Annotated in this window: 17 protein-coding genes; all 17 read right to left on the bottom strand. The window is 35.6% G+C overall.

Annotated elements, in window-relative coordinates; all coding sequences use genetic code 11:
• Nucleotides 1-159: 159 nt before the first annotated feature.
• Nucleotides 160-516: a GNAT family N-acetyltransferase gene (locus P364_RS35530; RefSeq protein WP_328285968.1), complete on the bottom strand. Its 357-nt coding sequence runs from the start codon at nucleotides 514-516 to the stop codon at nucleotides 160-162.
• Entirely contained in the window at nucleotides 517-651 is a 135-nt protein-coding gene (locus P364_RS38625; RefSeq protein ID WP_328285967.1) for a hypothetical protein, read from the bottom strand.
• 212 nt (nucleotides 652-863) lie between these two features.
• Entirely contained in the window at nucleotides 864-1,145 is a 282-nt protein-coding gene (locus P364_RS35535) for a hypothetical protein (RefSeq protein WP_052016706.1), read from the bottom strand.
• 333 nt (nucleotides 1,146-1,478) lie between these two features.
• Nucleotides 1,479-1,859 carry an NUDIX hydrolase gene (locus P364_RS36985; RefSeq protein WP_328285969.1) on the bottom strand — a complete coding sequence of 127 codons (381 nt, stop codon included), beginning with the start codon at nucleotides 1,857-1,859 and terminating at the stop codon, nucleotides 1,479-1,481.
• A gap of 74 nt (nucleotides 1,860-1,933) precedes the next feature.
• Nucleotides 1,934-2,440, bottom strand: coding sequence for a GNAT family N-acetyltransferase (locus tag P364_RS0121345; protein ID WP_024632106.1), 507 nt, complete (start codon nucleotides 2,438-2,440; stop codon nucleotides 1,934-1,936).
• A 24-nt stretch (nucleotides 2,441-2,464) separates the two neighbouring features.
• A complete protein-coding gene (locus tag P364_RS38770) occupies nucleotides 2,465-2,644 on the bottom strand; it encodes a GNAT family N-acetyltransferase (RefSeq protein ID WP_442952295.1) in 180 nt (59 codons plus the stop codon).
• 18 nt (nucleotides 2,645-2,662) lie between these two features.
• On the bottom strand, nucleotides 2,663-2,896 hold the full coding sequence (locus P364_RS38775) for a hypothetical protein (protein WP_024632108.1): 234 nt from the start codon (nucleotides 2,894-2,896) through the stop codon (nucleotides 2,663-2,665).
• A 162-nt stretch (nucleotides 2,897-3,058) separates the two neighbouring features.
• Entirely contained in the window at nucleotides 3,059-3,583 is a 525-nt protein-coding gene (locus tag P364_RS0121355) for a GNAT family N-acetyltransferase (RefSeq protein ID WP_024632109.1), read from the bottom strand.
• 206 nt (nucleotides 3,584-3,789) lie between these two features.
• Nucleotides 3,790-4,317, bottom strand: a complete 528-nt coding sequence (locus tag P364_RS0121360) for an AAA family ATPase (RefSeq protein ID WP_024632110.1) — start codon at nucleotides 4,315-4,317, stop codon at nucleotides 3,790-3,792.
• 551 nt (nucleotides 4,318-4,868) lie between these two features.
• Nucleotides 4,869-5,330: a DUF5662 family protein gene (locus P364_RS0121365; RefSeq protein ID WP_081718070.1), complete on the bottom strand. Its 462-nt coding sequence runs from the start codon at nucleotides 5,328-5,330 to the stop codon at nucleotides 4,869-4,871.
• A gap of 130 nt (nucleotides 5,331-5,460) precedes the next feature.
• Complete coding sequence (locus P364_RS0121370; RefSeq protein WP_024632112.1) at nucleotides 5,461-5,988, bottom strand: hypothetical protein; 528 nt, start codon at nucleotides 5,986-5,988, stop codon at nucleotides 5,461-5,463.
• Between the two features lie 155 nt (nucleotides 5,989-6,143).
• Nucleotides 6,144-6,923: an aminoglycoside phosphotransferase APH(3') gene (locus P364_RS0121375; protein ID WP_024632113.1), complete on the bottom strand. Its 780-nt coding sequence runs from the start codon at nucleotides 6,921-6,923 to the stop codon at nucleotides 6,144-6,146.
• Nucleotides 6,924-7,002: 79 nt separating this feature from the next.
• Nucleotides 7,003-7,884, bottom strand: coding sequence for a GNAT family N-acetyltransferase (locus P364_RS0121380; RefSeq protein ID WP_024632114.1), 882 nt, complete (start codon nucleotides 7,882-7,884; stop codon nucleotides 7,003-7,005).
• Between the two features lie 142 nt (nucleotides 7,885-8,026).
• Complete coding sequence (locus P364_RS0121385; protein WP_024632115.1) at nucleotides 8,027-8,542, bottom strand: phosphotransferase-like protein; 516 nt, start codon at nucleotides 8,540-8,542, stop codon at nucleotides 8,027-8,029.
• A 191-nt stretch (nucleotides 8,543-8,733) separates the two neighbouring features.
• Complete coding sequence (locus P364_RS0121390) at nucleotides 8,734-9,867, bottom strand: DUF3626 domain-containing protein (protein ID WP_024632116.1); 1,134 nt, start codon at nucleotides 9,865-9,867, stop codon at nucleotides 8,734-8,736.
• 494 nt (nucleotides 9,868-10,361) lie between these two features.
• Complete coding sequence (locus P364_RS0121395) at nucleotides 10,362-10,928, bottom strand: histidine phosphatase family protein (protein ID WP_024632117.1); 567 nt, start codon at nucleotides 10,926-10,928, stop codon at nucleotides 10,362-10,364.
• 168 nt (nucleotides 10,929-11,096) lie between these two features.
• Entirely contained in the window at nucleotides 11,097-11,648 is a 552-nt protein-coding gene (locus tag P364_RS0121400) for a 2'-5' RNA ligase family protein (protein ID WP_024632118.1), read from the bottom strand.
• Nucleotides 11,649-12,024 lie beyond the last annotated feature (376 nt).

The raw sequence follows: 12,024 nt of genomic DNA on the forward strand, positions 1-12,024 counted from the left end.
AATAACGTTTCTGTATCTATGAACCCTATAAGGGTTCTCAATTGAGATGATTTCTCCAATAACCATCCCTCAGATCAAACTTCCGTCAGGACCAAAGCTTGAATATTACGTTATACAATTTTTTCATCCTTCACGTGCATTGATCTAAATTTTTTAATCTTATTGTTCTTGATTACCTAAAATCATGCATTTTTCATAACGCACAATTGTCATTTTATTGTTAATTTGTTTTGCATCTCCCTTCTGCCTATATCCTAATTTTTCATAAAGGTAACAATTCCCCTGCTCTTCTGAAATTGTAGCTAACTCCCATATTCTCGCATCACTATATCTATCTTCTATCATTGAAAATACTTTTTGTGCGATCCCTCTCCCTTGATATTCAGGTAAAATAAACACGGGGCTCACTCGATAGATTTTATTCTCTTTTTTAACAATTCTAATGGCCCCTACTGGAATATTTGCTTCTCTTATCAAGTAATAATCTGTAAAGCTTTGATTAATTCGATCTGCTATTTATTCCACCGTTTCATTTGCAGGGCTTGTTTCATAGTCTTTATATTTATTTAATAGAGGCATGAATGCTTCTATTTGGATTTCATGAATTATTGAAGCTTCGTTAACACCTGCTTTGGATAATGAGATTTCCATTTCATAGCATCCTCCGTTATTGAAGCTAATTTGTATTTTGCTTGTTTAATCTCTTGATTTCACTAGTTCATTATTCTCATTCATTACAATCGCTGCCTCTGAAACAATATGCTTAGGTGGATTCATAGATATTGATAGTCCTTTCTTGGGCTAATCGTTTAATTTATCCTTACCATAATAAAATCCCTTGAGTTGTTCATCAAAAAATGATTTTAAGTTGTCCTGTACAATGGAATGCTTGTTTCTTTATTATTTTTATCTGTTCGTGTAATATATATTTGCTCAAGATCATATTGGATTGTAATATCTCTTCTTGAATGAAGTCGAAATGCTATTCCAGCACTGATGTTTGAAGGCGTTTGATGAAGTTCGATAATTGAGGATTCAGGCACAGAATTGATCCAGCCAACAATTTTGTTAATTTTTTCATCTGTCAATTTAATATCCACAAATGTAATGTTAGGCGTTTTGTGCGAGTAGACTGCTTTTGTCATTTGGGTACTTTTAATGTGATCGATAGAAATCTCTTTATTCAGCTGTTCATTTTCTAGATTGAGATATTGATAAGAGAAATGAGCTATAAGAAGAAGTACTACTGTGATAATGAGCGTTTTCAGTATTTTAATGATATTATTCCCCCTGTCTCATATAACTTTTTATGAACTTCTCATGACGCCTCTCACCCTTAGATGCTCTTAGCTCTCTTATCTTAAGGAGCTGGGCGTATTCAGTTAGTTCTTCTAGTCTTAGAAAAGTACTTGTCAAACCAGGGGGGGCGAACGCCACAGTGTGTATGGTTTTCATCAATTCACTTTATGTATCACATATCACTTGGTTCCTTCATTGAAGTAAGTGATCTCATTACCGCTAATTAAGTTCCTTATACCCCCTTTATAATATGGCATTAATTGATCTGCTTCCTCTATATCCTTCCAAGCAATCTCGGAGATTTCATCATGTCTTACAATTTGTTCAGTACCTCCAGTAATTTCAGCCCTGAAGACTATAAAAATTGCATGTTCATTTAAATGTTCAAATTTACATTCATTTATAGCTACGATGCCATAGACCTTAACATCAAAACCTGTCTCTTCTTTAGCTTCTCGGATAGCAGCTTGCTCTAATGATTCATCTGGTTCTACTCTCCTCCTGGTAAAGACCAGCTTGAACGTCCTACATTTTTGACCATTAAGACTTTCGATTTTGATTCATCTGTAATTAGAGTGTATGTTACGTTGACTCGTTTCATTGTCCTCTCTCCTTTCTTAATATGAGTGCATATCTATACCTTCGAGATCTCCGATTCATATTTAACTTGGGTTTTACTCTGACCTTCTATTATTTCAATCATCTCCTCTATTTCTTTAAATCCACTTTTCTCATAAAATGCCCTTCCTATATGATTCTCTTTCCCTACCCAGGCAAACATTTTATTTATTGGCTTTAAAACTTGAGTGAATCTCTGAATGAACTCTTTACCTATTCCCATTTTGTGATTTTCAGGTCGTATATAGATTCTTAGCAATTCGTATTCTTCTTCATTCACTTGTCTTGTTTGAGCATATCCAACGATTTTTCCATTAAATTCAGCTATTAAAAACTGCCGTTTGGCACTTTGAAGATCTCTCTCGACAGATCGACTTAAATTCTCATCTGAATATGCTCTACTTAGAAAATTTTGTATGTAGCCTTCGGAGTATATGCCTTTATAAGTATAATTCCATGTTTCTTGAGCTATGGATTGAATGTGTGGGATATCCTCATGTGAAACAAATCGAATTGTAATCATCTGGTATCCTTCTTTCATTATTAATTAACGAACTTTATAGTCTTTCTTAAGAAATGCATAAATGGCTTTATCAACAAATCGATTCTTCCAATAATAATTTTCCTTTAATATCCCTTCTTCTCTAAAGCCGATTTTCTCAAGTACCTTTCTTGATCCCACATTCTCTGGTTCTACAAATGCTTCAATTCGGTTTAAGCCAGCCATGAAAGCCACATGTTCCAATTACTTTGTTTTCCGACTGCAAAGTGATTCCCCAACGAATGGCTTGACCTGTTTCATATCTTTCATCCATCTTTGAATTAATTCTTCTGCTTGTTTAATGGTTGTAAAACTCTCCGCATCATAAAACTTCGTAACTTCATCCAATGAAAAAAATTGAAATAGTTCTGTGGAATCATTCTGTGTTAGCTCTCTTAATACAAGTCTTTTTGTTTCTAATTCGGGAAACTGCGACATTTTAGTTCTCCTTAATGGTTTAAGTAGCCTCACTCAGTACTAATCCATATTATTACATATATGAAGTAAATCAAGCAAAAAAAAGCAGATGGTCTCTCATCTGCCCTGAAATATGGGAGAAAGCCATGCAGCTGATTTAAAATTCCCTCCATGATCTTGATCTTAATTTTCCTCGACTGCCAATCTCCAGTCATTACATCGTATGGTAGTCCCAATAGGGTATTCAAAATTACACTCGCCAATATACGAAAAGCCCAGCTTGCGACAAATGGCATTCGAAGCGGGATTTTTAGTTTTAGGAAAAGCGTGAATAAAATTATGTTTCTTCTTTTCAGAACGAATAGAAGCTATGGCCTTTGCTGTTGCTTCAGTCGCTATTCCTCTACCTTGATATTCAGATAAAACACTCCAACCTATCTCGAAAATAGATTCTTCTTTCCACGTCTGATCCCAATACCCTACACTACCCACGACTTCAAGATGCGGAAGCAAAAGGATCTTAAACATTTTCCCTGTTCCACTTTGGGCGATTTCATAATAGCGCTTATGGCGAGCTAGGATTTTCTCCTCAGTCTCTGGTCCTCCGAAGTGTACTGTCATCTCAGGCGAATTTAATTGACGAAGCAAATCTAGATCTCCTTCATCCCACAGTTCAATTCTTACCTCTGGCGCATTCCTTTGTTCCATCTCACTCACCTCCCTGTTTTTATTTGTAACCAAATTTAGAGGAAGAGATTTACTATTACCAGAATATAGAAATATGAAGTTCGAAGGTGTAGGCTACTCTCGTGAGACTAGCATGAAATGCCTCTTCCAGACCCATCTTGCTGAATCAGGTATTCCCAGGAGCCGCAGCTTAATTATATGTTATACGATGTCACTACTTCTTCAAATTAGCTTATTAAAAATCTATTGTTGTTTAATATCTCTTCAATCACTTCATCTATCTGGTCAACAGAATATTCTTCTGTATTTAATATATGTCTTTCGTCTTTTAGGGCTTCTTTAAATTCATTCAAAAGGATTACGCTTCGTTCTCCCATTTGTGTCGTTGGATCTCTTAACTGATCTCTTCTAATAATTGTTTCATCATCGACCATAAATACTACATAAATAATCCTTACATTTATACTCCCCAGCTCACTAGCTAACCAGTTAGCCTCCATTGGAAACGTCACATAATCTATAACAACATCGTAATTAAATTGAATTAGATTCTTCACTAAACTTAAAATATTTATCCACGTTAGCTTATGAGTTTCTTGACAGATCCACGGCTTTCCCCTCCCGTTTACAGGTAGATGACTAATATCATCACCAGATATATATGAACTGCGATCCAGATGTTCAACAAGTTTCTTTGATGTAGTAGATTTCCCAACACCGGCAGTACCGGAAATAATATAAACGGATCTTGACATGTTGTATCCTCCTTGAAATTACTGCAATATATTAGCCTTTTGCGCTTTCGTCTAATGTTCGTCGTTGTGTTCTGGTTCAAACTACTCTACTCTCATCTTCATGTGATCTTAGAGCAGAACCCGCTGCGTAGATACAATGTTATATAAATACGGTCCTCCTGAATTACTCTCAAATATTTTTGTGTGTTTTGCTTATTGGTGATGTCTATGAAAAATGAACAATCCTCGTATATATATCTTAAATTGTTATCATTTATTTAGAGTAATTCGAACTCAATACGAAGCGTATAGATTTTTCGCTTGCTATGTTCTCATTTTTATTCGCAGATCTTTGTTATACCCCTCAGAGTATTAACGAAACCGAGAGGCTTAAGGCCGCAAAGTCCCCAACTGCACTTGCACAGTTAAACTGGATTGTCTGCCTGAATTTACTTCTCTGACAATATCCAAGGGTGGGACAAGAGACACTGTTAATCGGTTAGCAGCATGAAGCCGATCATTATATATAATGATCGACTTCATTGAAATAAATTTCAAAATGTGTATTTTTATTAGTTTTTCTTCATGAAATTTTCAAGTTCTTTCCTTGTCTTTGGATGTAATATTATACTTTCAGATGTCATCATTCTTTCTGGTAAATTAGTTTCTTTAACTTTACGCCCCCATTTTCTTGAGAAAGCCCGCCAGTCACATACCATTTCTATCAAATATTTCTTTGGCATGGGTAAGGCTTCTCTAGTATTTTTATTTACTATCCAATATTCCCAGTGGTGTTTATTATGATTTTGATGGTGCAGCCACGCATTCTTCCACCTCAGCTCGATATTCTCGTCCTTATGATTTGAATAGAATTTATGTGCATAAGGAAAAAATTCGTGAGGAGAAAATTTAGACATGTCATGGATTATCCCTTGAAGATATAATCCTTCATGCCAACATTCGATGAGAACGTTTAATTTATGATCCAAAACATAAAGAAAATACCGCCAATATACTAGGAGTATAGCGACCATCTCCTTCGGCTTTATAGTCTCTTATCAATTCTTGCTTAAGGCAGTGCGGATGAGTCTCGTAAGTTACTTGATTTGAAATGCCTTAATAACATGGATTTATCGTTTTATGCTTTAGATGTAGGAACCATCATTAAATTAATTTACTAAGTTCTTCTTTAATTTCATAATTTAAACCATTTTTCATTAATAAATCTCTTATTACTTGTTGATCTACAATTTCTTTATGTGTTTGTAAGTGATCTAAGATCAAATTTGATTTCGCTTCTCTTCCCATTAAATAATATGCAACATACCAGATTTCAGGATTGGATAGCTTTATTCCATCCCATTCTCTATTTCGAATATGAGATGTAGGTAAACAAACTACTTCTCCTTCAGCATAAAAAGCAAATCCTCCAATGATATCTATTCTTAATGAAGGAATATGTATCCTGTATTCACTTGCAAAGGGGTAGTCACCACTATCCTGTTCTATCCAATCATATCCATCTATAACTTTAAGCAGCATATCTTTTGGACAATCAACTATGAAATCCCAATCATTCACTGTATTTGATAAATTAAAATAATATAACAATCCACTTCCACCAAGTGAATAAGTTAAATCATTCTCTTCAAACCTTCTAATAATCGGTAAGATTTCTTTATGATCTAACATAGTTGACCTCCTAATATGTGTAGCTTATAACGATTCTGTATTCATGAACCCTCCACCTACTTAAGGGGTGGTTGCCTAGCCTCGATGCGGTTAGTCAGTATGGAAGTGTCTGCCTGAATATAGTGTTATCTGATGAAGCACACTCCGAAGCGATACTAAAAGAAGCTATATATTCCGTCTTCAAAATAGTTATATTCTTCATCCGTTATTCGTAACTTGCCGTATGCGTTATAAAATATTTCTTTATCTCTTTCATTATCAAAAGTATTACATTTGGGTCTAATGGCCAATGCTACATCATATCTCGGATCCCCGTATGTCGCTCCTGACCAGTCAATAACTCCAACTATGTTGCATTCTTTAATTAATACATTATCAATTGTAAAATCGCCATGAATTAAAGTGTTATCTATTGGTTTGGGTCTTACTTCTTTCAACCGTTTAAGTAATTCTTCTGATCCGTCTACAGCAAAGTGATTAAGATTATATTCTGCTTTATTAAGCATTGTATCTAACCAAGGATTATCATTTTCCAATAATTCAATAGGGCAAGAACATTCATGTATTTTCTTTAAACTAAGGCCAAAGTTAAAAATAACTTTTTCTTTATCTTTGAGGTCGAGCTCTCTAGAGAGAAATTCCCTTAAACTTATTCCATCAATATAATCCATTAAAAGCCATCTCGATTTATTCTCAACATGATACGAATATGCTCTCGGAACTGGTAGTCCCGTATGGTAAAGATATTGAAGCACCTTGTATTCTTCTAATAACCATTCATTATAGAGATCGTTTTCTGTCTTTTTGATTATGTACTTTTTATCGAGCGTATCCAGAATAGCTACAATAGAAGTATGACCTTGCCTGGGAAAAGTAATTCTCTGGACTTTTCCGATTTTTTCTATTATCTCAATTGGGACGTCCTGAATGTTCATGCTTTCATCCTTTCTTCCACTACATTCCCTTTTAGATAGCATTCCCTACATTCACGAACCCGAAAGGCTTTAGAAAGTATCAAATGTTATGCCAATAGAAAGTATAATGAGAATGCTGTTGAAAGCCTAATGACTTGTAAAAAGAACTATCCGAAATAACATATGCCTTTTCAGCACCTAAGGACCGACCTCTTTTCAAGGCTTCTAAAACTACTGCTTTTCCAAGTCCCTTCTGCCGATACTCTGGAATTGTACATACAGGTTCTACATAAACATAATCCGTTTTTTGACTGTACCATAAGCCACAATAAGCAACGTATTCCCCATCTTCATTTTCGGCAACAATATGTAGGAATGAATTCATATTTCTTGCTGACAACATTCTTTTTTTCTTACCAAGGGTGATTTCATCAACAGGCACAGGACCTTCGTGGTTAAAGCCCTTCCATAGTAACTTCTGATACTTAAATAAATCATTTTTGACATCCATATTTTTCACTATTATGTCTTCAGGAATTACATAATCTAGGCTAACATTCTCTAGTGTAAGTTCAAGTATGTTCTCAGTCAGATCATTCTCCACAAACTTCTTACTGCGCAATAAATCTAGAGTGTGAGTATCTTTGTCATTCACTGCAATCCCCAGGCCATTTTCATTACTGAAAGTTGTAGTTGTATATTCTAATATATCTTGTTCTAATTCTTCAAACCCTTGTTTAGTAGCAAAAAATGCTTCACCAAAATAGTGGTCATAGGTTGCTATACCTACTAACTCGTCATTACAATACCACAAGCCAATCTTATCCATTAAGTCTCGATTGAATTCAGGATGATGAAACATCCACTCCCACCTTGCCCAGTTCCAATTTATATGCCTACGGTCATCTTTTGATAATTCAATCAAAAAATCACAAACTTGTTCATAATAAGATTCATCGAAATTTCTAAAAACAATCTTCATTTTAATCCCCCATATGATATAAATTTTGTACGTCTTCATAATAAAAAAAACGAATGGTCGCCCCATACTTCTTCCTTCCCTTCAATGAAAGTTTGAAGTATGTTTGCCTGATTCTGCTTCCTCGAATTAATATTTCCAATAATTATTTATGGAATACTGATGTGATAATCATTTCTGCACATTCTTCCGGCGTATTCAAACTCGTATCGACTAAATAGCTATAACGGATGTGTTGCGACATTATTTTATTTTGCTCATCGGATTGATCTTCACTTCTGTCACCACGTTCTATATTTCGCTTACGACAAAGATCTAACGGGCAGTACACCTCAATGATATCCAAAGGATATCCAGCAAATATATCTTGGACTTTACCATAATGCGGCTTTAATTCCGGTCTTTCAACAAGTATCCCATCGATTAAAACATTCTTTCCATGATCCGAAAATAATTTTGCTGTATGATACATCATAATGATGGCTTCACTTAAATACTTCCAGTAGTCTGTTTGCAAATGTTTATCACCAATCGTATTTTCAAAAAGATCATTGGCCACAACATAAAAAAAGGGATCAGAGTAATTTTGCATCGCTTCTACGATTGAAGTTTTACCTGAACTGGTTACGCCATTCAGAAATATAATTTTCCCTTTATCCATATGCTCATCTTCCTTTGCATGGGTTATGTTTGAGTGTCTACGACTTCTTCGAACTGCAAAATACCTAGACCAATTTTGTAAAAGATAATAACTTCGTTCGAAAAGAATGATCTATTTCATGTTCATTGCTAAAAATAATATTGTAATTATGATGCACTATTAAATCAATTAGGTTGTAGGTATAAGAATTTCTAGAGGTTTTTATTATCGCTGATGCTATTACTGAAAATGGAATCCATCGATTTACCATATCGAACGAGTATATGCCACATGTATTTTAATTCCTGAAGCACTTCTTCGTAGTTACCTCTGTCAGACCAGAGATCAGGATTGCGTTTCAAATCGTTGACTGCATTCCCGATCAGACTTACATCAATGTTACCATTGCTTGCAATTCGCTTGGCTAATGAGGGCATGGTTGGACCCCTAAAATCAGAGGGCACTTCCTCCGCACGCATCGCAAATCCCATATGCCAAAATAGTTTAATGGAATATTTGATGCAGATTTGCTCTAAGTGATTCCCTATTTCTGTTCCTTTGAACGATGGGTCAGCTACTAAAATTTCCACATCATCTTCAAGAACTATATCTCCATGAACTTGAGTTTCGATAAAATGGTTAAGATTCCGATGTGGGGCCAGTTTTGAGGGATCCTCTAACGGACGTTCCAGATTGTACAATAGCTGATCTATCAATTTTTTAGGAGTAAGATCTTTTTCTCCAATAGCATAATCCCGAAAGAAAGCATCCGTAAAAAGCGCTGATAAAATATCGTCTAATTCCTCATATGTCCCCATTTCCTTCGGATCATCTTGAGAGCCACCGTAAGTGAACGTACAACGATGTGAAGCATTCGGTTTTAAAAGAAAATAACAAGAGCCGAATCGTGGAGACGGTCCATCCGGATGTAACAACAAATGAAGAGCCCCATACTTTGGCCTTTCAAAGTTGGTTACTCCCTCTATCTGATAAGCTCCGTCAAATAGTTTTTCTTCCCAAAGATCCCGTGCACCACCTACATATGCCGATACGCTCCCATTGGATATGAAAGTCTCGAACTGACTTTTATAGATCCCCTGCTCTAATAATGATTGAGCCACACTTTTCATATCTACAACCGGACGATCCGGATGAAAATGCAAAGCCACCCTTGCATGGGATCTAAGCTTATCAACTGCTTCTTCAAAGGTATTCCAAGGAATATTGGATAACTGAAAAATTTCTTTGAGTGTTGCTTGAGCCTCTTTTTTTTGGGATCTCGTGCAATGATTTATATATTCAATTGCTGCGTTCTGAGATCTTGTAAGTTGTCTGTTGTGAGACACAACAATCACCACCTTTTACTAAAAATGAGATATCAATTTACTCTATAATATAGTTTTTGACTAGACTTAAAATTGCATATATTTCGTTCAGTTTTCTGTTTTCATGACGTCATACCAATTAAGGCTCCGTTTAAGAGCCGACCACGATGCGGTTAGATGGTTCAGATGTATTTGCTGAATTTGCTTCACAGCCGGTTGACTTCTCATTGACCGAGGGCCGCAGATTTTAGGCGTAGTTGTTGTCTTCTTTGAAAAACTTACAAAATACCACTTTACCAACCTTTTGATATTATTAGTGATTTAATTTGTGCAGTGTGATGGCGGTTACGCCATATAAACCCAGATCGCCACTTAGCCTCACAAGGGTGTCTGCCTGTGTTTGCCTGATTCATACATCACCCAATTGCTTTGTAGGGGACCAAAGGAGCTTGTCCCATACAGCGTGAATACGCTATCAAGTGATGTCACATTCCTCCTTTATAACCTTAGGAAATCTAATCATTCCACATTCTCGTTACTTCTTCTAATTCTAAGCCCTCGAATTGCATTTTATAAATATCTGGTTTCTTTAATTGATTCAAAAACTCCAAGCCAAAAGCTGAATCAAAATAATTCATCATCAAAGTCATTACAAGACCATGAGTCCCGATTGCTATTTTCTTCCCTCTGTGTTCCTTTAAAATGGGTTTTAGAACTGAGATTGCTCTTTGCTGACAGTCAGCATTGGACTCTCCACCCGGCAAGGTATAATCAAAATCATTAAAACTCTCTCCGATACTAGACATTAACTCTGCATTTTCAATATTATAAGATGCAAAATGTCGTTCTCTAAGATCTTCAAATACTTTAATATCTAACTTTAAATGCTCGGCCAATCCCTCAACGCTAAGAATTGCTCTTGTATAAGGACTTGATATAATCATGTCTATTCCTTCACCTTTAAGTAACTTCGTTACTTTTTCAATATCGATCTTCCCTTTTGGAGTAAGCCCTCTTGTTCTTTCATTTCCTTCATTGTACGGTGATTCTCCATGCCTAACCATATAGATAATTGTCTTCATACAAGCCTCCTTTAGATGCTTTAATTAAATGTCACACTGTAATTTCACTAAGTTGATATATTTGGGACGTCCAATCCCCTTGTGTTTTCTACCCAGCGTATGATCCGGCCCCTGGGTGAATGTCCGTAGCGGGAATTTTATGTTATACGCAGTGCCTGACCTCTTGAATTAAGTTACAAAAGATTGTTCAAATATGGTTATATTCCTGTTCCCTTCTTCTGACAATTCAATCTTCACTAAACTCATTCTTTCTATGATCCCATCCATAGGTTCAAATTCATTTACTACATCATGAATTCCCTTAGCTATCGCTTCTCTACTTAATTGTGTTCCCAGGGTACAATGTGGATTCCATTGATCTGGGCTATAATATATAATTGCTTGATTATTATATTTTTCTAGCTTCTTATAATAATCCTTATGTACACGTTGAAATTCGTCCGTTATAGTTGGCGCTAAAAATATCGTTCCCGAGGTTGGAAAGGTAGCTACGACATCAAATCGTAAACGAAGAGGAGAAACATTATCAAAATAGATTTTCAGTTGTTTTTTAAATCCTTCCAGATCGGAGATATCCGTATATACAGCAAGCGTTATATGGGGACTTAAGTTTTCAAATCTATTCATAAAATGGCTGATTCCCTCTTTGTCAAAGTGCACCCAAACTTTTCTGACGTACTCATCGAATTCTTTGTTGAAGAATAATTCTACCGCATACAAACGAATCCCATCCTTTCTTTTTTGTATTCTTATTCATTGCATAACTGTATGACTAATCTTACGTCTTTGCTTGGTTCTCATTTTTTTTATTGCGTAATTCAAATATAGCTCTTGTATTATTTTCGCTTTGAATCAAGTCTAAGATTGGTTTGTTATCCCTAAACAAACTTAAAAATCCTTTTCTTCGATTAATGCCTTAACTGAGTTAACCATACTTTCAGTCAACATCAGTTGCTCCGATCATCAATCGATTTACCATATCAAAAAATTTCTTTGAGTGATGATTGAGCTTCACTTTTTTGGGATCTCGCGCAATGATTTATGTGTTCAATTGCTGCGTTCTGAGATCTTGTAAGTTGTCTGTTGTGAGACACAA

Source organism: Paenibacillus sp. MAEPY2 (assembly GCF_000499205.1).
GTDB lineage: Bacteria > Bacillota > Bacilli > Paenibacillales > Paenibacillaceae > Paenibacillus > Paenibacillus vandeheii.

Coding starts and splice junctions, on each gene's coding strand:
- P364_RS38625 (WP_328285967.1), bottom strand. CDS start 651: ATGGAAATCTCATTATCCAAAGCAGGTGTTAACGAAGCTTCAATAATT.
- P364_RS35535 (WP_052016706.1), bottom strand. CDS start 1,145: ATGACAAAAGCAGTCTACTCGCACAAAACGCCTAACATTACATTTGTG.
- P364_RS0121345 (WP_024632106.1), bottom strand. CDS start 2,440: ATGATTACAATTCGATTTGTTTCACATGAGGATATCCCACACATTCAA.
- P364_RS38770 (WP_442952295.1), bottom strand. CDS start 2,644: ATGGCTGGCTTAAACCGAATTGAAGCATTTGTAGAACCAGAGAATGTG.
- P364_RS38775 (WP_024632108.1), bottom strand. CDS start 2,896: ATGTCGCAGTTTCCCGAATTAGAAACAAAAAGACTTGTATTAAGAGAG.
- P364_RS0121355 (WP_024632109.1), bottom strand. CDS start 3,583: ATGGAACAAAGGAATGCGCCAGAGGTAAGAATTGAACTGTGGGATGAA.
- P364_RS0121360 (WP_024632110.1), bottom strand. CDS start 4,317: ATGTCAAGATCCGTTTATATTATTTCCGGTACTGCCGGTGTTGGGAAA.
- P364_RS0121365 (WP_081718070.1), bottom strand. CDS start 5,330: ATGGTCGCTATACTCCTAGTATATTGGCGGTATTTTCTTTATGTTTTG.
- P364_RS0121370 (WP_024632112.1), bottom strand. CDS start 5,988: ATGTTAGATCATAAAGAAATCTTACCGATTATTAGAAGGTTTGAAGAG.
- P364_RS0121375 (WP_024632113.1), bottom strand. CDS start 6,923: ATGAACATTCAGGACGTCCCAATTGAGATAATAGAAAAAATCGGAAAA.
- P364_RS0121380 (WP_024632114.1), bottom strand. CDS start 7,884: ATGAAGATTGTTTTTAGAAATTTCGATGAATCTTATTATGAACAAGTT.
- P364_RS0121385 (WP_024632115.1), bottom strand. CDS start 8,542: ATGGATAAAGGGAAAATTATATTTCTGAATGGCGTAACCAGTTCAGGT.
- P364_RS0121395 (WP_024632117.1), bottom strand. CDS start 10,928: ATGAAGACAATTATCTATATGGTTAGGCATGGAGAATCACCGTACAAT.